Source organism: Abiotrophia sp. HMSC24B09 (genome assembly GCF_001815865.1).
Taxonomy (GTDB): Bacteria; Bacillota; Bacilli; order Lactobacillales; family Aerococcaceae; genus Abiotrophia.
The window spans coordinates 92,443-112,277 of the sequence record NZ_KV822195.1 but is presented as its reverse complement, the minus strand read 5'-3'; the positions used below and the strand labels follow the sequence as shown (position 1 = coordinate 112,277).

The following is a 19,835-nucleotide window of genomic DNA, read 5'->3' as shown; positions in this document are numbered from 1 at the left end:
GACCCTCCTCTATGCAAGAGTCGTAGTCTTTTGTGGCGTTGCTACTTGAGCACTATTAACTCGGTCAATATTAGCACCTAAGGCTTTGAGTTTCTCATGGAATCGGAAGTAGCCACGATCTAGATACTTCAATTCAGAAACGCGGGTTACCCCTTCAGCTGTCAAACCTGCAATAATTAAGGCTGCAGCTGCGCGTAAATCGGTGGCCTTGACGCTAGCACCATAGAATTGGGTAGGACCTTCCATGACCACATTTTGGCGATCAATGGTAAAGTGGGCATTCATCCGGCGCAACTCTTCAAAGTGCATAAAGCGATTCTCGAAGACTGTTTCGGTCAAGGAGCTTGAACCTTCAGCTAAGAGTTGGGCAATCGACATTTGTGCCTGCATATCGGTTGGAAAACCAGGATATGGTAAGGTCTTAACATCTGTTGGTTGCAAGGTCTTAGGCCCAATAACCCGCAGTCCATTTTGATACTCGTGGAATACAACGCCCATTTCACGTAATTTACTAATCAATGGCATGTTGTGTTCTGACACAGCCCCTTCAACTAAGACATCGCCTTGGGTCACAGCAGCTGCCACCATAAAGGTACCTGCTTCAATTCGGTCTGGAATCACATCATGGGAGGTGCCATGTAGGGCTTTGACCCCATGAATCTTAATTGTTTCCGTCCCAGCGCCGACAATATCGGCTCCCATACGGTTTAAGAAGTTAGCTAAATCCACAATTTCTGGCTCACGCGCTACGTTTTCTAAAATAGTAGTGCCTTCTGCCAAGACAGCCGCCATCATGATATTTTCAGTCGCGCCCACACTTGGGAAGTCCAAGTAGATACGCGCACCCACTAACTTATCAGCCTGTGCTTCGACATAGCCTGCTGCGCGTGTAATTTTTGCCCCCAGAGCTTCAAAGCCCTTGAGATGGAGGTCAATAGGACGAGTCCCGATGGCACAGCCACCTGGCATCGCCACTCGTGCATGACCAAAGCGAGCCAAGAGTGGCCCCATCACAACAATCGATGCCCGCATCTTGCTGACAAAGTCATAATCAGCTGTGGTTGACACAGGACCGGTTGCGTCTAAAGTCATTTCATTGTTTTCTTGATCAAATTCATTGCTTACGTTAATTGCCGTCAGTAAGTTGTTAAGGGTAAAGACATCTGATAAGACAGGTACATTAGACAAATTAACCTTGCCTGTTTCTGCTAAAATAGCCGCCGCCAAGATTGGCAAGACCGCATTTTTAGCTCCTTCAACTTTGACTACACCTTCTAATCGATTACCACCTTGAACAATAATCTCTTCCATCAAAAATTCTCCTATTCTTACGCCTATTCGTTTTGGAGCGAACAAATAGGGATACACTCTCTTATTTAAGGAAACCTAACAATAAGTTCTGTAAGGATTCCGTCATTTCAATCATAAACGACCCGACTAAGTGCCCCACTGCAAGGCTGACCATGACATAAACAGCATAGGCCCCTTGCTTAGCATTCTGGCGCATGAGCTGATTCCAGTTCACACCCCGGAAAATGAGGAGACTCATCCCTAGGATGATGAGACGGAGACATAGTACTGCCATACCATATACACTCGTCTGCATGTCTATCACTCCTTCAAGTCCAAGACTATGATAACATAAGTTCGAGGGAAAAAGAAATAGTTAATCTCCTTATCTTGAATTTGTCATGATTCTGACCCATTTCTTAAGGGCATTTTGGGGTCACTGAAAGCTAGACGGACAAGTTTTCTTTCCCTTTACATTCCCACTTTGTGTCATAGAGATAAAAATCACAGCCTGAAAGTCCAAGACCTCCAGGCTGAAATCAAACAAACTATAGTAAGTGACTAAAATCCGGACTACTTAACTTACCGTAATCCGCGCCAATGATCTCCGTTTGAGTGCCCTCAACAGCGCGAGCAACTAAACCTTCTACATCTAAGAGCGCTTCTAACTCCATTACAGACGTCAATTTTGGCTTAGTACGTGGTGATTTAGGGGCAAAGACCGTACAGCAATCTTCAAAAGGCTCATTGGAAATCTCATAGGTCCCAATGGCTTCCGCCTGCGCGATAATATCGTTCTTGTCTATCGCAATTAAAGGCCGCAAAATCGGAACAGAGGTCACTTGGTTGATTGCCCGCATACTCTTCAGTGTCTGAGAGGCCACTTGCCCTAAGGATTCTCCCGTCACAATAGCATCAGCTTGTTGACGATTCACTAGCGCCTCCATGACCCGAAGCATCATACGGCGCATAATGGTCATGGAAAAATCATCGTGAACCTTATCCTTAATTTCTTCTTGAATTTCAGTAAAAGGCACACAATGATAAGTCAAGCTTCGACCATATTGAGCCAATTGAGCCGTTAATTTTTTGGTCTTTTCCAGAGCTTGCGGGCCCGTATAAGGTGGACTGGCAAAATGAACTGCTTCAATCTCCAAACCACGCTTCATCATCTGATAGCCTGCCACAGGAGAATCAATACCCCCGGACAGCATGAGTAAGGCGCGACCGCTAGCTCCACAAGGTAATCCCCCTACCCCTTTGTAGGACAAGAGGCTTAGGTAGGCGCCAGCCTTTTGGATACTGATAGTTAATTTGTAATCTGGGGTCTTGAAGTCTACTTGCAAATCTGGATAAGCTAAACCTAGGCAAGTTCCCACTTCTCTCTGTAAGTCCATGGTGTCGTAGGCAAAGGTCTTATCAGAACGTTTGGCTAAGACTCTAAAAGAACTGCCAGCAGATGGCTTCACTTCTTCAAACAAGGCCAGCGCTTGAGCTTTGATTGCGTCCAGATCCTTGTCCACGCGATAGACTGGCTCGAAGCGCGAAATACCTGGTACTATCTCAAGCCGTTCAATCACTGTTTGGTAAGGCGTTTCTTGCCATATCAAATGCATAAAGTCGTATTCAGGCACAATCTTAATTCGCTCTAAATCCTGGGTACGGTAACGGATATGCTCAGCTAATTTATTAATAAACATTTTTTTATTGCGACCCTTAGTTGAGAGTTCGCCATAATGAATGAGAATTTGTTTTTGACTCATGATTTTCCTCGTGTTTTCTCAAATTGTTGGCTAATTTTTGGAATGGCTACTAGACATTTTTCAATATCTTGGTCACTGGTATCCGCTGCTAGGCTAAAGCGCAAGGCGGATTGTGCTAAGTTTTGGGGTACGCCCATTGCCGCCAAACTGTGATGGTCAGATTTTACTCGACTGGAACAAGCACTGGTAGTTGACACATAGATACCTTGGGTCTCGAAGGCATTGAGCAGGACCTCGCCAGGAATTCCTGGAAGAGCTGCGCACAAAATATGAGGCGCTGCCGTTTCTTGGGCAAAGATAACCCAACCTTGCGCGCTTAAGGCTTGGGCTAGTTGCTGGCTATAGGCCTTAAGCCGCGAACGTGTCTGACCTTGTTCTCCATGGGCTAGACGTAGGGCCTTAGCAGTAGCCACAATGGCGGCTAGGTTCTCAGTCCCAGATCTTTGCCCCTGCTCCTGGCCTCCCCCTGTCATTAGGGGAACCAAATCCACGCGTTGGCGGCAGGCCAAAATCCCCACTCCGCGTGGCGCATGAAATTTGTGGCTAGACAAGCTTAAACAATCAATTCTGTCCTGCTGAATCCGGGACAATTCGGTCGTAACCGACTGAACCCCATCGACGTGCCAGACAATATTTGGATAGTCTGCTAAGATTTGCGCCATCTGGTCCAAAGGCTGGCAAGCCCCCATCTCATTATTGACAGCCATGGTGGAAACTAGCAAAACTTCTGGTCCTAACTTAGCCTGGAAAGCTTCCAAATCTACTTGCCCTTGGTCAGTCACTGGCAAAGTGTCCCAAGTCAGACCTTGGCTTTCGATATAGTCTCTTTGGCTTAAAACTGCAGGATGCTCAAAAGGACTGACTAGAACCAAACTAGCCTCAGGCCGACGTTTGTGGGCCTGGCTTACAATCCGTTGGAAGACCCAGTTATTGGCCTCAGTGCCTGAACTAGTAAAGTAGATTTCCTGCGGATGATAACCTAATAGTTGACCAACTTGGGCTCGAGCCTGTTCCAAAAGTTGTCGACTCTTACGACCTAGGCCATGAGCACTCGACGGATTAGCAAAAAATTCTTGAGCCACCTGGCTATAGGTAGCCAAGACTTGGGGATGAATCCGGGTAGTTGCGGCGTTATCCAGATAAATCATCACTTTCCTCCTCTTGCAAAAAGGCCCGACAACACGTGTCTTGGGCCTTTTGTTTCTAAACTATCTAGCACTTAGCAATCCTAAAATTGAGTGCTCCGCTTTTCTTGGTGGTACATGCGACGTACTTGAGTCGGCGCATCTGGGTCAAGTCGTCTCAGGGTTTTCTCAATAATCGCTAAGGCTTCTTGATACTTAAACTCCCGATGGAAGAGATACTGAGCCTCTTTGATTGCTGCATCCACTTCAGGATAGTCATAGCGGAATCGGTTGCTCTGTTGAATCATGTATTCGGTCAACATAGCACTGTCTACCACTGACTCCGTCATTTCTTCCAGTGCAGCAAGGTGACGCTCTAACTCATCTTCTAAGCTTTCAATTTCATCCATATCAATACGTACTCGGTTGAGTTGCTTAGCCAAGTGCTCCACTTGATCCGTTACACGATAGAACTGTTCGTAGAAGGAATCACTGAGACCAGGCAGATGACTTTTCTCAATCCGACGCTTAATATTGCGTAGAGCTAATTCATAGTCATCCAAGTTAGTCTTGGCATCCTTCTCGCGCGTGTTGAGTTGAGCGATTTTGTTGGTAATTGCCAATACTTGCTCATCAATTTCTTCGATACGCTTGCGAATTTTCTTAATGCGACCTTCAGCTTGAGTATAAACCACTGCAGACCCTTCAGTCTCAGCCACCAAGTCTTTGAAGCGGTTATATTCATGGCGGATTTGATCGCTTAAATCAGCAATTTGATCCACTTCATTCTCATGGAGAATATAGCTTTGCGCGATACGGTCTACTTCAATGCCAGCATAACGCCCATTTTCAGCCACTTCATCAATTTTGCGGCGAAGACTTTGGATGTTCTTGTTGACATAGTCTTTGGCTTCAATTTCAGTTTCCATCAAATCATAGAGCGACTTGATATCACGTTCTGCCTTATCCATCAGAGTCTTAGCTTCTGATAAGTCGGCATTCTTGATTTCATTCTTGGCATCGTTCAATTTTTCTTGAATTTCGTCCACTTTCTCTAGAATGGCTACGCCATCAAAGTCAAAGCGACTGTCTACCATCTTCTGGTAGCCTTCACGCAAGTCATCTAGGGAGTCTTCGTATTCATTCTTAATCTTGTCGTACATCGACGGGATACGTTCTAAGATGTCTTCTAGGCTAGTCATGTCTGCATCAATGGTCTTGAGCATATCACGCGCTTCTAGATGATCCCCATTTTCAGTGTACTCATTGTACTTAGTGAAGTTGAGTTCCAAATACTGGAGGTTTTTCTCCAAGGTCTCAATGGCAGGACCGTAATCAAAGCTGTGGTTCATGACATTCTTGCGTGCTGAATTATAACGCTCATGTAAAGCAGCATTCAACTCATTGTTGTCAACTTCCACTTGCAAGAGGTCAGTCAAGTCTTGATGGAGATCTTGCACCTTAAGCATGGTTTCTTCAATCAACTGACGTGCTTGAGCAATGGTTCGCCCAGTCCGCACAAAATTAAGTTGATCTGCATATTGTTGGGCCCCAACTAGGGCAGATTCAATCTCTACAAACTGGAAGTTGGTAATGGATTGCCACTGGTTAACCAAGCTCTCGTACTTACGTTTTGTTTGACCCGATAGGCTCATATTCTTAAGGAGGAAGAGTTGATTGGCAATCGGTATCGCCATCATATCCTCTTTTCTTGCTTCAAGTTCTCGGATGCTTTGCGTATTTTTATTTCGGTAGAAGTAATAGGCAAAGTAACCAAGCACACAAACCAAAATAATTAATAGTAATATACCTGTAAATTGCAATGTGTTCGCTCCTCCTTATGTCCATTTTTAGGCCTTGACGAGAAAAATGCCTAAATAATCATTTTCGATTATACCACTAATAGTGGGGATTATAAAGCAAAAAGTTAGATTTGAGCATTAAATGTAACAATTGAAATATCTAACAAATCAAAAGACCCTCGGCACGCCATGAGGCGTGCCGAGGGTTAGCTATTACCCTATTGCGGATTTTGGCTATTATTAGCAGGTTGGCTTGCTTCACCTGACTCAGTTCCTGGTTGAGTTGGGGCAGGTTGGTTTTGATCTTGACTAGCAGGAGGCGTTGAAGCATCACCTGAATTTTGATTTGGAGCTTGAGACTCTTGATTGTTAGAGCTATTAGGTTGATTGTCACCACTATAGCCTGGAATCTTGAAGTCTTTTGGTAAGTCAATCGTTAAATCAGCGCTTGGCTTAACGTCAACACCGTAAGCATTTTGGAAGCTAAAGAGTCCATTGGCTACAGGCGTCACATTTGGCTCAATCCCCATGCTGACTTGACCAGTCGCAGTATCATAGAAAAGGTGATCAGCTGTTGACACATGGGTCACTAAGTCCACTCGAGGTAAGGCAGTAATCTTGCTACCATCTTGAACGAATTCGTAAGCATATACTTCATTAGCATAACCCGTTGCTAGGGCAAACTTGTCTGTTAGGCTCTTAAGCTCTGCTTGGTTACCCACCGCTTCAGCTGCATTGAGTTGAGCAGTCCAACGTTGTTTAACACTGGTGTAGTCGTTACCCAAAGCTTCCTTACGATCCCTGTCCAAAGTATTGGTGTATTGATAGAGGTAAACCCGCAATTGGTTGAGGGCTTGTTTCTCTTCAGGCTTCATATCTGGCAAGAATTTTTCCAGGATGAAGGTATGAGAGTAAATGTCATACACTGGTTCGCCATTTTGCACACGTTCATAGAATTTCTTGAACATTGCAGGCAGAATTGGGTTGTAAACAGCTTGATCAGAGTAGTCTTTGCGTTCCGCATTTAAGATTTCTTCCTTACTTGGCGAGCTAGCTTCGTCTAAGCTGTTGAGGACTTCCTTCCAAGGCGCATTGAGGCTGTTGTCTACCGATTTCTCTAATTGTTGGATGGTATCTTTAGACTTAGCTGCTTCTGTCTTAGCATATTCTTCCGCTAGTTTTACTAACTCTTCCTTAGTTGAGTCAGAAATGTTAACGGTCGTGTTATTGTTAGTGGTGTTGTTATTGATTGTCGTATTGTTGTTAACAGTGGTGTTATTGATTACTTGGTTAACAATGGTTTGTGCCACTTGGGTATCCACGTTTACCCCTTGGTTGGCTTGTTGGTTGGTGACTTCTTTTTTGATTTCAGAGATGATTTGGTTAGCCTTGGTATCGTCTAATTTATCTTCTTTCTTGACAACTTCGACTACTTTGATTTCTTTCTCAGCTACCTTAACAGCTTTCTCATCTACTTTAACACCTGACTTAGCAAGCAAGGCATAGACCCCTGCCAATGCGCCCTCACCCGTTACAGGACTAACGGTAGCAATACGAATCAGTACATCCTTTGCACCAGACGTAATAGCTGCGTTCTGATAAGTCGTAGCGCTGACTAAAGTGATGTTTTGTGGTGTCACAATTTGAACTTGTACCCCATAACCAGCCGCTTGTTGTTCAATATAAGCACTGGAATAAACAGTAGTACTTGCGTTAGAGCCATCATGTAGATATTGGTTGATGGTATTACCGTCTACCATGAGCGTATTGGCTGCGCTAAAGTCCTTAGCACCCAAGAGGTTCTTGGTTTGTTCTTGTTGTTGAGGGTTCAACGATGCCCCCAGAGACAATAGTTTTTGTTGTTGAGCTTGTTCTACCGCAGAAACTAGTTCTGATGTCGGTTGGCTTAAATAGGCCACGTTAGGTGCCACAGCAAGAGCTGCCATTAAGGCAACGAGCCATTTAGTTGATTTCTTCATAGTTTCCTCACTCCTAAATCTAGAGAATTTGGTCTAAGTATATTGTAACACACTGCTTGTCATAGTACGTAGAATTACCATATTTGTCTTTCAAATTTCAAGGTTTCTTAACATTTAGCCTTAAACATTCACAAATCATTCGGTCCTAGAAGAAACAAAAAATGCTTAAAACCGTCCTCTGTCTCCGCCCTTAACTATCATCAAATCCCTATCTTAAGTATTTTTTCTGAAACTAGCCTTTCTTGAATGCCCCTAGTATAAGTGCTATACTATCAGTATAAGTGGCATCTCTACAGAATGCCCCTAAGTTAAGAGGCTCTCCCTCTGACAATGAAAGGATGATTTTCATGAATAAAAAACTCAGTCGGCTTGTAGCCTTAGGACTGCTAGCCACCACCCTCTGGCAGCCTGTCGCCATTCTCGCTGAGTCTAACACTAGCACATCTAGTCAAACTTCAAGCACAGCAACGGCTGGCACACAAGTTGTCGGCAACGATACGGTTGGCTACTTAACCCTTCCCGAGGGCTACGAAGCGAACGAAACTGGTGACCAAAACACTGGCGGTCTGTCATTCGTCAATAAATCCACCAATACATCGATTAGCTTAATGAGACTGAATGCGACAGATTATATTCAAAGTAAGCCTCAGTCCTTGGCTAAGCTAACTCTTCCAGCTTGGATTATCATGAAAGAAGTTGTTTATCGCTTACCTGATAAAGAACTTACCTTTCAATCTGGACCTGCAGGCTTCGACAACCTACCTGATGGCTACTACCTAGTTAGCTATAAGGATTCCAGTGCTATTGGCAGTGTCTATTTCACCGATAAAAATGATAGCAACTATGTCTACCTAATTGGTATGGACGGCCCTAATGCAGATAGTCTTTCTTCATTTGGTGACATTGCTAAAACCTGGTCAAGTAAGAAACCTTAAGAAGGAGGAGCCATACAATGAAACGATTTTTAACCTTTTTATGCCTTTTGGCTAGCTTGGTCGTGCTTGCACCCCAGACCATTTTGGCCGAAGAATCCTCTAGTAGTCAAACTACTACACTCGATTTAAGTCAGAAAGTCGGCAGCGACTCACTAGGCTATGTCATGATTCCTTCAGACTTTGTCAAATTTACTGAACTCGGAGAACACTCACCCACCCAGCTCCAGTGGTCTTCTAAAGATGCCTTTACAGTAGTCACATTAAATAAGTTGCCAGCTTATCAAGGCATCGAAAATCATCCAGTCTTCAGTAAACTACCTAAACCATATCCTTATGCGACCGATCACATGGCTACCTTTGCCACCATCCCATCCCATGAAAAGCTCACCTTAAGCGCTGCTAAGAATTACCCATCTAGCTATAAAGACGCTGTCGGAGTTGAAGTACAATTTCAAGAGAAATCCTTACGTCTCGTTTACTTCACCACAGAGTCCGATCCTGATTCAGTCTACTACTTAGCGGTCGAAGGGGCACCTCAAGACATGGATGCCTTAGAGGAAATTCTTAAATCCTGGACACCAAAATAATTCACTCAATAATCCTCATCGGCTAGCGCGACATAGCCAATGAGGATTTATTTATAAAACACCTCGTGACTCAGGCTAGTGCCCAAGTCACGAGGTGTTTTTAACTTATATTGATAGCCCCGGTCTAGCCGACAGACCCTTCCATTTCATAACTAATGAGGCGGTTGAGCTCAACCGCATATTCCATCGGTAATTCCTTGGTAAAAGGCTCGACAAAGCCCATAATAATCATTTCCGTCGCTTCGGATTCAGACAGCCCTCGACTCATCAAGTAGAAAAGTTGTTCCTCTGAAATCTTGGAGACTTTGGCTTCGTGCTCCAAGGAGACTTGCCCATTATGAATCTCATTGAACGGAATGGTATCCGATTTTGAAGCCTGATCCATAATAATGGTGTCACATTCAATATGCGAGATGGAACGCTTGGAATTCTTAGCAAAGGTCACTTGCCCGCGGTAGTTAACCTCTCCCCCATCCTTGGCGATGGATTTAGACACAATGGAACTAGAGGTGTTGGGGGCATTATGAATCATCTTAGCACCCGTGTCTTGCTTTTGGTTCTTACCGGCAAAGGCAATGGAAAGCATGGTACCCCGCGCCCCTTCTCCTTGAAGATAGACACTTGGATACTTCATGGTTGTATGAGCTCCTAAGTTGCCATCAATCCACTCCATAGTTGCCCCCGCATGGGCATGGGCCCGCTTGGTCACTAGGTTATAGACGTTGTTAGACCAGTTTTGAATGGTGGTATAACGGCAATAGGCGTCTTTTTTGACAATAATTTCCACAATGGCGGCATGAAGCGAGGCAGTTGAATAGGTTGGTGCCGTACAGCCTTCCACATAGTGGATGCTGGCGCCCTCGTCCACAATAATTAGGGTCCGCTCAAACTGTCCTGTCCCCTCATTATTAATTCGGAAATAGGTTTGAAGTGGAATATCACACTTGACCCCTTTTGGAACATAGATAAAGGTCCCCCCACTCCAAGCGGCACTATTGAGCGCGGCCTCAAAGTTATCAGTTGGAGGCACCACTGTCCCAAAATGTTCCTTGAAGAGCTCAGGATATTCTCGTAAGCCAGAGTCCGTGTCAGTAAAGACAATACCTAATTTTTCAAACTCGGCCTTCATATTGTGGTAAACTGCTTCCGATTCATATTGAACCGCAGCACCCGCTAGATACTCGCGTTCAGCCTGAGGAATCCCAATTCGCTCAAAGGTCTCCTTAATCTCATCAGGTACATCATCCCAGGAACGGGCCGGACGATCCATGGCCTTCTGGTAATAAATAATATCATCAAAATCTAGTGCTGACAGGTCAGGCCCCCAGTCAGGCAACTTACTATCAAGGAAGACCTTAAGTGAACGCAGACGGTAGTCTAACATCCATTCAGGCTCCCCTTTTTCCTTGGAAATAGTCCGAATAACCTCTTCACTCAGACCCTTACCCGTAGAAAAGATAATTTCGGCATCATCGTGGAAGCCATAGGCATAGTCGTTAACAACAGGTACGTCACTCATTATCTTCACTCACTTTCTTGTGCTTGGTTATGGCGGCTTAAGCCCTCATCCAAGCTTGTATCTTGATCTAATCCCAGTCCTAGGGCTTTCCAGGCCAGGATGGCACACTTATAACGGGCAGGAAAGGCCTTAACGCCTTCTAAGAGGGCCGCATCACCTAGCGCTTGCTCCCAAGACTCGTCCACTTGTCCTGGTCCACCAACCAAGGCCTGAAAAGTCGCAATCATGGCTAGGGCTTGATCCTTTGGCTTGCCCAACAGAGCCTCGCACATCATACTGGCAGAAGCCATACTAATGGTACAGCCTTGGCCACTAAAGGCCAAATCAAGGATGCGGTCATCTTCAATTTTCAGGTACAAGACGATTGCATCACCACAAGTAGGATTGAATAGCTCCACTTCCTGATCGGCATGGTCCAACTTACCAAAATGACGGGGATGTTGCCCATGATCCAAAATGACTTGGCGATAGAGTTGATTTAATTGATTTAAACTCATGGACAGAAAAACTCCTTCACTGCTTTGGTAACTTCGATAAAACGTGCGACCTCTTGCGCATCATTATAGAGCGCCAGACTGGCCCGCAAAGTCGCCGTCTGACCTAAGCGGCGCATCAAAGGCTGGGCACAATGGTGGCCTGCTCGCAGGGCAATGCCTTCTAAATCATAGGCCGTCGCCGCATCATGGGGATGGACACCCACAATATTGAAGGTCACAATACCATGACCATGACCATAAACTTCCAGATCCGGAATAGCCTGTAAGCCTCTTACTAGTTCTAGCGTCAGATGACTCTCATGGGTCTCAATATCCCGCCATCCGATAGTAGACAGCCATTCAATGGCAGCTGCCAAGCCAATGGCTTGAGCAATAGGCGGCGTCCCCCCTTCGAATTTCTGTGGGGCGACCGCGTAGTCTGTTTGGTAATCTCCTACTTGATGGACCATTTCACCGCCATAGAAAAATGGCTGGCAAGTGTCATGATGTTCTTGCTTGAGGTAGCAAATGCCAATTCCAGTCGGGCCGTAGAGTTTATGGCCACTCCAACAGTAGGCATCGACTCCTAGGCTTTCTACATCTACTGGAAAATGGGCAACCGCCTGGGCACCATCAACGATGACCTTAATGCCTCGTGGTTTAGCCCAGGCTGTTAAAGCAGCTATATCCTGAGAAATACCCAAGACATTGGAAACATGGTGGATGGTAATGACCTTGAGCTTGGACCAGTCACTCGCTTCTAGGGCCACTAAATCCAAGTAATGATCCTCCGTCAGAGGTAGATAAGAGAGGGTAGCACCCCGCTCTTGGGCTAGCGCTTGCCACGGCACTAGATTGGAATGATGTTCCAAATAAGTCAGCCCAATTTGGTCTCCTGGCTGTAAACTTGGTCCTATCCAACGGTCTGCCAGAAAATTCAAACCCGCAGTAGTCCCACTGGTAAAAATAATTTCTTGCGGCTTGGCACCCATGAAGTCAGCTACTCTCTGGCGGGCTGCTTCATAGTCTTGAGTGGCTCGGTTGGCCAGGCTATGGACCCCACGATGGATATTGGCATTGTCTTGGAGATAGTAATCAGCCAAGCGATCCAAGACAAGCTGTGGCTTCTGACTAGTCGCCGCATTATCAAAATAAATCAAGTCTTGGCCATGGACCTTTTGCTTGAGTATGGGAAAGTCCTTAGCCCATGGTGATGGGCTAGTAATCTTTTCTGGCATCATACTGTCTCCTTTCGCGTTTAATAGTCTTAATCTTCCTGGCTACCTTCTAAACCACTTAATTTACGGTCTATAATTTCTACTAACTGTCGTCTGATTTCTGCCGAAGGCATTTGCACAATAACTGGGCCTAAGAAACCACGTACTACTAAATACTCAGCAGCTTCACGGCTTAAGCCACGGCTCATCAGATAATAAAGTTGTTCTTCATCTACTTGCCCTACAGAAGCCGCGTGTCCTGCAGTCACTTCAAATTCTTCAATTAAAAGGATAGGGTTGGCATCGCCTCGAGCCTTCTCAGATAACATGAGCACTCGGCTTTCCTGCTGAGCGTCAGCACCCTTGGCGTATTTTTCAATCAGCCCAATCCCGTTGAAGGTCAAGGTTGCCCGGTCCAAGATAACTCCATGTTGGAGAATATTCCCGACAGAATGATTACCGCGATTGACCACCTTAGAATCAATGCCTTGGATTTGCTTGCCAGTTGAAATACCAACAATCTGCACTTGTGATTCAGAACCATCACCGTTGAGGTAGGTATCTAAGTCTAAGATGACATTACCGTCATTAAGTTCACCGATAGCCCAATCAATTTTAGCATCGCGCGCCGTTTGGGCATAACGCTTAATGTAGGCATGGCTTTTGGCCCCTAGGGTATCGACTGCTGAATACTTAATCTGAGCGCCAGCCTTAACGACCACTTCAACGAAATAGGTGGCAGAGTTTGGTTTATCACCATAAGTTTCTATGCGCTCCACATAATCTAAACTTGCCCCCTGTTCAAGCACAATCAGGACATGCTTGTTGAAGGCTTGATCATAGCGACTGTCTTGAACCAAGAGAACTTCAAGCGGCAAAGTCACAGCTACATTTCTTGGCACATAGATGAAGATCCCCCCATTCATGAAGGCCGTATGATAGGCTTCAATTTGGTCTTCATGGGCGCCAATCACCGAAAAGAGATGTTCCTTAACCAAGTCAGGATAGTCAGCAAGAGCTTGGAACAAATCAGTCACAATTACCCCTTTATCAACTAGGTCTTGGTCCAAACTTTCTACCAGAGTATGATTACCCACATGCACAATCTGCCCACTCAGGTGATCTTGCTCAGCCAAAGCTGCATCTAGACCATAGAGTAGCGGTTCCTCTAAGGTTTGTGGCGCTACTACTTCTTGGGATAGGAGGGGCCAACGATGATACTTAACCCGCTCAATCACTGGTAACTGCAAATCCTGCCAGACTGAATGGGCTTGATTTTGAATAGCGCGGAACCAGTCAGGCAGGGTGGCAAAAGTAGCCAAAGCCTGCATCTGGTCTAAATAATGTTTGCTAGTCATGCTATCACCTAGGCTTTCTCGTCATAGTGGAGACCTAATTCTTCACTAATACCCTTATAACCTTCCGCCTCCAAGCGTTTAGCTAATTCGGCATCGCCTGTCATTACCACGCGCCCTTCCATCATAATGTGGACCACATCGGGCGTGATGTAGTTGAGTAATCTTTGATAGTGAGTGATAATCAGGGAACCAAAACCTTCACCCCGCATGGCGTTGACGCCCTTGGATACCACCTTAAGAGCATCAATATCGAGCCCAGAGTCGATTTCGTCCAAAATAGCAAAGCTAGGTTCAATCATGAGGCATTGTAGGATTTCATTACGTTTTTTCTCCCCACCTGAAAAGCCTTCGTTGAGATAGCGTTCTGCCATTTCTTCCGGCATATCTAAGAGAGCCATCTTCTCATCCAATTTCTTGATGAATTCGCGGACGCCCATCTTGTTGTCATCATCCCGTCGAGAGTTAATAGCTGCGCGCATAAACTCAGCGTTGGTAACACCTGGAATCTCACTTGGATATTGCACTGCCAAGAAAAGACCTGCACGGGCACGCTCATCTACTTCCATCTCCAAGACATCTTCACCATCTAAGAGAATCTCACCTTGGGTTACTTGATAGGCAGGGTTACCCATAATGGCCGCCGCTAGGGTGGACTTTCCAGTCCCGTTTGGTCCCATAACCGCATGAATTTCTCCTGTTTTGAGGGTCAAGTTAACCCCTTTAAGGATTTCCTTACCTTCAATGGCCACATGCAAATCCTTGATTTCTAATACTGGCATATCGTCACCTATTCCTTCCTTATAGTCTCCTTTATTCTACCGTTATTTGCCTTGAGACGCAATTCATGCGCTTTCTTTTGAGATTTTTGTGCATTTATTTAAACAAGAAAAAAGAAGCTGGTTAAACCAGCTTCAGCATAATCGCTATTCGCCAATTGGATGGAAACGTTCAATCACGCGCTTCATTGGATAGTAGAGAATCCCTACTAAAATGGCCGTTACGATAGCAGTGAAGAAGGTGGCGGGCATCTTCTCAACTACTTTTGCCATGGCTGCATTCCAGCTAGAACCTAAAACCAATTGTTGCGCCACAATGGAGACTGGCCGGCTGACAATTTTGACTAAACCAGCCACAATGGAAACCACAACAAGGTTAAAGCGCGTGTCACGTTTCTTAAATACATAGGTGTAGACTGCATTAACCGTGACAAGAACCAGTCCGGCTTCCAAAAGCGTAAAGGCGACAGAAGCAGCAAAGCCATTGAACACATCGAAGATGAAAAGACCTAAAAAGGAAGCAATAGAACCACGCTTGAAGCCTAGTAGTAAGACGGATAAAACAACTAAGGCATTGCCGACATGAACCATGGTTTTACCCGGCATATGGATTTTTAAATAAGTAATCGCAAGAACGATAAGTGCTGCGAATAAGCCAATTTCGATATAGCCTACTAAGCGACGGTGAAAGGCTGTTTTTGTTTGATTCATAATGAGTCCTCTTTTCTTAAGGTTTTGCTGATAAAAGGTAAATAAGGCTGATAATAAAGCTCCTGGCGAGCTATAGCTTGGTTTAACCCCTGGTTTTCTACTGCACGACCAACCAGGTCAACACACCATTGGCATGTCGCTTCTAGAGATAAGCCCCCTACCTGGCAGGCCAGGAAACAGGAAGTGAAGAAGTCCCCCGTGCCAAACAAATGGCAATTTTGGCGCTGAGTCCAAGCCTCTTGATTAGACTCAAAAGCCACCCCAATCTGGTCATCCACTTCAATCCCGGTGATGACCCAAGACTTTTGCTTAGATTCAAGATTAGCCAAAGTCTCTAGAGCTTGCATATCTTCCTGATTTTTAACTAACTCAGCATCTAGACCAGCCAAGAGATAGGCCTCCGTCAAATTCGGCAGGGCATAATCAGCTAAGGCAACCAGTTCTTGCATAGCCGCCACATAATTCTGATCCAGCCCAGTATAAAGCTGGCCACGATCTCCCATGATGGGGTCCACCACCAAAAAGGTATCAGCTTGGTAATGTTTATACCAGTTAACAAATTGATGAATCTGGCTGGCATTGCCAAAATATCCGGTCACGATAGCCTGGAACTTGACCTGCCGCCAAGCCATTAAAGAGGCGGAAAAGGCTGCGTCCAAACTCTCGCGGTAGACTGGCCAACGTCCGGTATGGTGAGTTAAGTATACTGTGGGCAGGAGGGTCACTTCGTAACCAGCTGCATTCAATACAGCCAAATTCGTTAAACCAGCCACCTGGCCAGTGCCAGGAATATCATTCACTACCAAAATACTTGCCATTCAATCCCCTCCCTCTGCTTGTTATCATACCCCATTTCTGGTACCATTAATAGTGCCAGTTTCATACAAATGAACAGTACCAGTTGGAGGACTCTATGATTATTCATCTCGACCCAAACAAGAAAGAAGCGCTCTATAGTCAACTTTACCAAGCCATTAAAGACCAAATCCATTCCGGCCACTTAGCTGCCCATCAAAAGCTCCCAAGCAAACGCCAATTGGCCAAGGATTTAGGCATCAGCCTCAATACCGTCATTAACGCCTACGACCAATTAAGCCTCGAAGGCTACCTAGAAACCAAACCACGCCAAGGCTACTTCGTGGCCGATGTGCGTTTCCAAGTCCAACTGACCTCGGAACAAGCCAACCTAACTACTAGTCCTAACCCTAGTTGGCGCTATGACTTAACCAAGGCCGAAACCGACCCTAGACTCTTTCCCTATGAAATTTTCCGCAAACTTTATACCCAGCGCTTTGATTCCCAGTCCCCTGACCTGCTTCAGCCTAGTTCGGTTCAAGGCTTAGCACCACTTAGAAGCAGTTTGGCAAGCTATCTAGCCAATGAACGTGGTGTTCCATGTCAGCCAGACCAGCTGATACTAGGTCCTAATGCTCAGGCCCTTTTTCAGATTTTAGTTCAGCTCCTTCCTCCTAAGCGTCGGATTGGAATTGAAGATCCTGGCTACCACGCTCAGCTACCATTTTTGAAAGAAATGGGATGGCAGGTCCAAGCCTGCCCGCTTGATCAACTAGGATTATCTATTGAAGAGATACCACTGGATCAGCTAGATATCCTCAGCGTCACCCCTACCCATCAATTTCCGACCGGATCTGTTATGCCCCTCACTCGCCGCCAAGCCATCTTAGACTGGGCTAGACAGAGTCCTAATCGCTGGATTATTGAAGATGACTACGATAGCCAATTTAAATACACTGGCCGACCTATCCCCTCTCTGGCACAATTAGACCAAGGAAATCAAGTAATCTATATGGGCAGCCTATCCCGCATTCTCAGTCCTGGCCTCCGCATCAGCTATATGGTATTACCAGCAAGCCTTCTATCTCTTTTCTATGAGAAGGAAAAGCAATTCGCAGTCAACCTCAATACCATCTCTCAGTATGCTATTCACGATTTTATCCAGCAAGGTCACTTAGAACGCCATCTCAATCGAGCCCGAAGCTTCTACAAACGCAAGCGTGATAGGCTGATTCACGCCATTGAAAAGCAAGATCCCCAAGCCCAACTAATTGGCCTTGATGCAGGTCTCCACCTATTAATTCAACCGAGTTTTGCTTTCCATAGCCAGCCTTTTCAGGCCCAACTGGCTCAAGAGGGCATTCGACTTAAGACACTTGCTGACTTCTCTATCCAAGCCCAGACTGGCTTCGACCAACAAATCTTCCTGAGTTTTTCTGGCCTTCCTATGGATGAGGTGGACACACTTATTAGTGACCTCTACCAAGCTCTGAGACAACATAAAAAGACCACCAAATCTTAGTTTGGTGGTCTTTTTATGTTTAGTTCTTAAGGTCTTTAAGTAAACCTGCTAGTACACCATTAATGAATTGCTTGGATTTGTCATCGCTAAAGGTCTTGGCTAGCTCTACCGCTTCATTGACCGCTACCTTGCTTGGCACTTCGTCCTCACTCACATAGAGCAATTCGTAGAAAGCGACACGTAGAATGGCTAGGTCAATCCGCGCCAAGCGTTCCAAGGTCCAGTCTTCAGCTAGATAATGACTAATACGTTGGTCTAACTCTTCAGCTGTTTGATTGACACCCTGAACTAGGCGGTCCAAGTAGGCATCAGAGCCTTCAAATCCAGCTTCAGGGTCGTTACCTGCTTCAAGAGCGAAGGCACAAGCTTGGTCTAGGCTGACAGGTACTTGAGGTCGTATGAGTTGGAAGATGGTCTGAACAGCCTTCTCCCGAACTTGGTGTCGATTGCTCATCTTGGTCACACTACTCACCATCAGTTTCATCTAAATGGAGATAATCCACTGCCTGACTAGCTTCTGTTTGGATGCTAGCAACATGGACATTGACTTCTTGAACAACTAAGTCTGTCATGAAGAAGATTTGTTCTTTAACTTTTTGTTGAACCTTCATGGCTACTTCTGGTACAGAATAACCGTATTTAAGGTCGATTTTAACATCAATGGCAATTTCTGAATCATCGCGGCGAACACGGGCACCTACTCGATCAGGATTCATACCAAAGAATCCACCTACTTCTGTTTGGAAGGATTTGTGGAGTTGGTAGACCCCTTCTACTTCGCTTACAGCCTTAGCTGCAATGGCTTCAAGAACACCCGTTGTGATGTTGATTTCCCCTAAGGGTGCCACCGTTTGTGGTTCAAAATGACTGTTTTCTTGGGTCATCTGGGCTTCCTCCTTTTAAGGTTTAAACTTCTAAAATAATCAATTCTTTTGGACTGCGGTTTAGCAATTCTACATGGTCTGGATGAACTACTAAGTCGTCTTCAATCCGTACACCACCTAAGCCTTCGATATAAATACCGGGCTCATTGGTAATGACCATACCAACTTCCACTGGTTGGTCATTCTTGGCATTAACGCCTGGCGCTTCATGAATGTCCAAACCAACACCGTGACCCAAACTATGGCCGAAGTATTGGCCATAACCTTTTTCACTGATGTAGTCACGCGCGATAGCGTCTAGTTCCGCCCCTGTCATACCAGCTTTCGCTTTTTGGTTTACCAAGTTATGGGCATCAAGCACGACATGGTAAATTTCTTCCAGTTTTGGATCAATCGATCCGACCGCAATAGTCCGGGTCATATCGGAAGAATAACCTTGGTAGTAGCAACCGAAGTCTAAGGTCACTACATCGCCTTCTTCAATGACCTTATCGGAAGCCACCCCGTGAGGCATTGCAGAACGTAAGCCGCTGGCTACAATGGTATCAAAGGACATGGCACTAGCTCCTAAGGTTTTGAGGTAACGTTCTAATTCGTTAGCCACCTCAATCTCAGTGACACCTGGCTTAATGAAGGTCAGAATATGGCTGAAGGCTTGGTCGGTAATCTCGCAGGCCTTCTTCATAGTTGCCAATTCGTCTGCGTCTTTAATTTCGCGGATTTTCTCAATTAAGCCCTGAGTTGGTACCACTTCTGGACCAAAGAAATCCTTAATGCGAAGATAAGTAGAAACGGTCATTTCGTCCGCTTCAATCCCGACTTTTTGAATCTGATTAGCAACTAAGAAGTCATTAATTTCAGCAAAGATTTCCTTTTTGTTTTGTAACAAGGTAAAATCTGGTGCTTGCTTACTTGCTTGCTGCACATAACGGAAATCAGTTACGAAAATGGCTTGATCTGACGTAATAATCAAGGCCGCCGTCGTCCCTGTAAAATTAGCTAAGTAGCGAATATTTTTTAAGTTAGTCACTACCAAGGCATCTAAGCCTTGTGCAGCGAGCTGAACTCTTACTTTTTCAATACGTGACATAAACATT

The 19,835-nt window shown here is 45.3% G+C and carries 19 protein-coding genes; 3 read left to right on the top strand and 16 right to left on the bottom strand.

What is annotated here, in order from left to right; translation table 11 throughout:
- Positions 1–9: 9 nt before the first annotated feature.
- From murA to HMPREF3093_RS01700, 6 genes are all read right to left on the bottom strand, one after another.
- Complete coding sequence (gene murA, locus HMPREF3093_RS01725) at positions 10–1,311, bottom strand: UDP-N-acetylglucosamine 1-carboxyvinyltransferase (RefSeq protein ID WP_070755322.1); 1,302 nt, start codon at positions 1,309–1,311, stop codon at positions 10–12.
- 61 nt (positions 1,312–1,372) lie between these two features.
- On the bottom strand, positions 1,373–1,606 hold the full coding sequence (locus HMPREF3093_RS01720) for a DUF1146 family protein (RefSeq protein ID WP_023390954.1): 234 nt from the start codon (positions 1,604–1,606) through the stop codon (positions 1,373–1,375).
- 232 nt (positions 1,607–1,838) lie between these two features.
- Positions 1,839–3,053, bottom strand: coding sequence for a tRNA uracil 4-sulfurtransferase ThiI (gene thiI / locus HMPREF3093_RS01715; RefSeq protein WP_070755321.1), 1,215 nt, complete (start codon positions 3,051–3,053; stop codon positions 1,839–1,841).
- A complete protein-coding gene (locus HMPREF3093_RS01710) occupies positions 3,050–4,201 on the bottom strand; it encodes a cysteine desulfurase family protein (RefSeq protein WP_070755320.1) in 1,152 nt (383 codons plus the stop codon). Before HMPREF3093_RS01710 ends, thiI begins: the two co-directional genes overlap by 4 nt.
- Before the next feature lie 80 nt (positions 4,202–4,281).
- A complete protein-coding gene (locus tag HMPREF3093_RS01705; RefSeq protein ID WP_070755319.1) occupies positions 4,282–6,000 on the bottom strand; it encodes a septation ring formation regulator EzrA in 1,719 nt (572 codons plus the stop codon).
- Between the two features lie 197 nt (positions 6,001–6,197).
- Complete coding sequence (locus HMPREF3093_RS01700) at positions 6,198–7,958, bottom strand: DUF1002 domain-containing protein (RefSeq protein ID WP_070755318.1); 1,761 nt, start codon at positions 7,956–7,958, stop codon at positions 6,198–6,200.
- 347 nt (positions 7,959–8,305) lie between these two features.
- Here HMPREF3093_RS01700 and HMPREF3093_RS01695 point away from each other — a divergent pair, with 347 nt between their 5' ends.
- The gene (locus tag HMPREF3093_RS01695; RefSeq protein WP_070755317.1) at positions 8,306–8,893 is read left to right on the top strand and encodes a hypothetical protein; all 588 of its coding nucleotides are present in this window, start codon (positions 8,306–8,308) and stop codon (positions 8,891–8,893) included.
- 17 nt (positions 8,894–8,910) lie between these two features.
- A complete protein-coding gene (locus HMPREF3093_RS01690) occupies positions 8,911–9,480 on the top strand; it encodes a hypothetical protein (protein WP_070755316.1) in 570 nt (189 codons plus the stop codon).
- A 124-nt stretch (positions 9,481–9,604) separates the two neighbouring features.
- Here HMPREF3093_RS01690 and sufB read toward each other — a convergent pair whose 3' ends face one another.
- The 7 genes from sufB to HMPREF3093_RS01655 form a co-directional block, all read right to left on the bottom strand.
- Positions 9,605–10,999, bottom strand: a complete 1,395-nt coding sequence (gene sufB, locus HMPREF3093_RS01685; RefSeq protein WP_070755315.1) for a Fe-S cluster assembly protein SufB — start codon at positions 10,997–10,999, stop codon at positions 9,605–9,607.
- Between the two features lie 5 nt (positions 11,000–11,004).
- Positions 11,005–11,496, bottom strand: a complete 492-nt coding sequence (gene sufU, locus HMPREF3093_RS01680) for a Fe-S cluster assembly sulfur transfer protein SufU (RefSeq protein ID WP_070755314.1) — start codon at positions 11,494–11,496, stop codon at positions 11,005–11,007.
- Positions 11,493–12,713: a SufS family cysteine desulfurase gene (locus HMPREF3093_RS01675; RefSeq protein WP_070755313.1), complete on the bottom strand. Its 1,221-nt coding sequence runs from the start codon at positions 12,711–12,713 to the stop codon at positions 11,493–11,495. Before HMPREF3093_RS01675 ends, sufU begins: the two co-directional genes overlap by 4 nt.
- Positions 12,714–12,742: 29 nt before the next feature.
- Positions 12,743–14,050, bottom strand: coding sequence for a Fe-S cluster assembly protein SufD (gene sufD, locus HMPREF3093_RS01670; protein ID WP_070755312.1), 1,308 nt, complete (start codon positions 14,048–14,050; stop codon positions 12,743–12,745).
- An 8-nt stretch (positions 14,051–14,058) separates the two neighbouring features.
- The gene (sufC, locus tag HMPREF3093_RS01665) at positions 14,059–14,829 is read right to left on the bottom strand and encodes a Fe-S cluster assembly ATPase SufC (protein WP_023390965.1); all 771 of its coding nucleotides are present in this window, start codon (positions 14,827–14,829) and stop codon (positions 14,059–14,061) included.
- 144 nt (positions 14,830–14,973) lie between these two features.
- Positions 14,974–15,537, bottom strand: a complete 564-nt coding sequence (locus tag HMPREF3093_RS01660; protein WP_070755311.1) for an ECF transporter S component — start codon at positions 15,535–15,537, stop codon at positions 14,974–14,976.
- Positions 15,534–16,355, bottom strand: coding sequence for a bifunctional hydroxymethylpyrimidine kinase/phosphomethylpyrimidine kinase (locus HMPREF3093_RS01655; protein ID WP_070755310.1), 822 nt, complete (start codon positions 16,353–16,355; stop codon positions 15,534–15,536). Before HMPREF3093_RS01655 ends, HMPREF3093_RS01660 begins: the two co-directional genes overlap by 4 nt.
- 95 nt (positions 16,356–16,450) lie before the next feature.
- Between HMPREF3093_RS01655 and HMPREF3093_RS01650 the strand changes: the two genes are divergently transcribed.
- The gene (locus HMPREF3093_RS01650; RefSeq protein ID WP_070755309.1) at positions 16,451–17,854 is read left to right on the top strand and encodes a MocR-like pyridoxine biosynthesis transcription factor PdxR; all 1,404 of its coding nucleotides are present in this window, start codon (positions 16,451–16,453) and stop codon (positions 17,852–17,854) included.
- 19 nt (positions 17,855–17,873) lie between these two features.
- Here the strand turns inward: HMPREF3093_RS01650 and nusB are convergent, their stop codons facing one another.
- Genes nusB through HMPREF3093_RS01635 form a run of 3 tightly spaced genes read right to left on the bottom strand, consistent with a single transcriptional unit; the run spans position 17,874 to position 19,828 of the window.
- The gene (nusB, locus tag HMPREF3093_RS01645; RefSeq protein WP_257244458.1) at positions 17,874–18,308 is read right to left on the bottom strand and encodes a transcription antitermination factor NusB; all 435 of its coding nucleotides are present in this window, start codon (positions 18,306–18,308) and stop codon (positions 17,874–17,876) included.
- A 10-nt stretch (positions 18,309–18,318) separates the two neighbouring features.
- Entirely contained in the window at positions 18,319–18,738 is a 420-nt protein-coding gene (locus tag HMPREF3093_RS01640) for an Asp23/Gls24 family envelope stress response protein (RefSeq protein ID WP_023390970.1), read from the bottom strand.
- Between the two features lie 22 nt (positions 18,739–18,760).
- Entirely contained in the window at positions 18,761–19,828 is a 1,068-nt protein-coding gene (locus HMPREF3093_RS01635; protein WP_070755308.1) for a M24 family metallopeptidase, read from the bottom strand.
- Between the last annotated feature and the right edge of the window lie 7 nt (positions 19,829–19,835).

Excerpts from the sequence above, each read along its gene's own strand:
- murA (WP_070755322.1), bottom strand. The coding sequence starts at position 1,311 with ATGGAAGAGATTATTGTTCAAGGTGGTAATCGATTAGAAGGTGTAGTC.
- HMPREF3093_RS01720 (WP_023390954.1), bottom strand. The coding sequence starts at position 1,606 with ATGCAGACGAGTGTATATGGTATGGCAGTACTATGTCTCCGTCTCATC.
- thiI (WP_070755321.1), bottom strand. The coding sequence starts at position 3,053 with ATGAGTCAAAAACAAATTCTCATTCATTATGGCGAACTCTCAACTAAG.
- HMPREF3093_RS01710 (WP_070755320.1), bottom strand. The coding sequence starts at position 4,201 with ATGATTTATCTGGATAACGCCGCAACTACCCGGATTCATCCCCAAGTC.
- HMPREF3093_RS01700 (WP_070755318.1), bottom strand. The coding sequence starts at position 7,958 with ATGAAGAAATCAACTAAATGGCTCGTTGCCTTAATGGCAGCTCTTGCT.
- HMPREF3093_RS01695 (WP_070755317.1), top strand. The coding sequence starts at position 8,306 with ATGAATAAAAAACTCAGTCGGCTTGTAGCCTTAGGACTGCTAGCCACC.
- HMPREF3093_RS01690 (WP_070755316.1), top strand. The coding sequence starts at position 8,911 with ATGAAACGATTTTTAACCTTTTTATGCCTTTTGGCTAGCTTGGTCGTG.
- sufB (WP_070755315.1), bottom strand. The coding sequence starts at position 10,999 with ATGAGTGACGTACCTGTTGTTAACGACTATGCCTATGGCTTCCACGAT.
- sufU (WP_070755314.1), bottom strand. The coding sequence starts at position 11,496 with ATGAGTTTAAATCAATTAAATCAACTCTATCGCCAAGTCATTTTGGAT.
- HMPREF3093_RS01675 (WP_070755313.1), bottom strand. The coding sequence starts at position 12,713 with ATGCCAGAAAAGATTACTAGCCCATCACCATGGGCTAAGGACTTTCCC.
- sufD (WP_070755312.1), bottom strand. The coding sequence starts at position 14,050 with ATGACTAGCAAACATTATTTAGACCAGATGCAGGCTTTGGCTACTTTT.
- sufC (WP_023390965.1), bottom strand. The coding sequence starts at position 14,829 with ATGCCAGTATTAGAAATCAAGGATTTGCATGTGGCCATTGAAGGTAAG.
- HMPREF3093_RS01660 (WP_070755311.1), bottom strand. The coding sequence starts at position 15,537 with ATGAATCAAACAAAAACAGCCTTTCACCGTCGCTTAGTAGGCTATATC.
- HMPREF3093_RS01655 (WP_070755310.1), bottom strand. The coding sequence starts at position 16,355 with ATGGCAAGTATTTTGGTAGTGAATGATATTCCTGGCACTGGCCAGGTG.
- HMPREF3093_RS01650 (WP_070755309.1), top strand. The coding sequence starts at position 16,451 with ATGATTATTCATCTCGACCCAAACAAGAAAGAAGCGCTCTATAGTCAA.
- nusB (WP_257244458.1), bottom strand. The coding sequence starts at position 18,308 with ATGAGCAATCGACACCAAGTTCGGGAGAAGGCTGTTCAGACCATCTTC.
- HMPREF3093_RS01640 (WP_023390970.1), bottom strand. The coding sequence starts at position 18,738 with ATGACCCAAGAAAACAGTCATTTTGAACCACAAACGGTGGCACCCTTA.
- HMPREF3093_RS01635 (WP_070755308.1), bottom strand. The coding sequence starts at position 19,828 with ATGTCACGTATTGAAAAAGTAAGAGTTCAGCTCGCTGCACAAGGCTTA.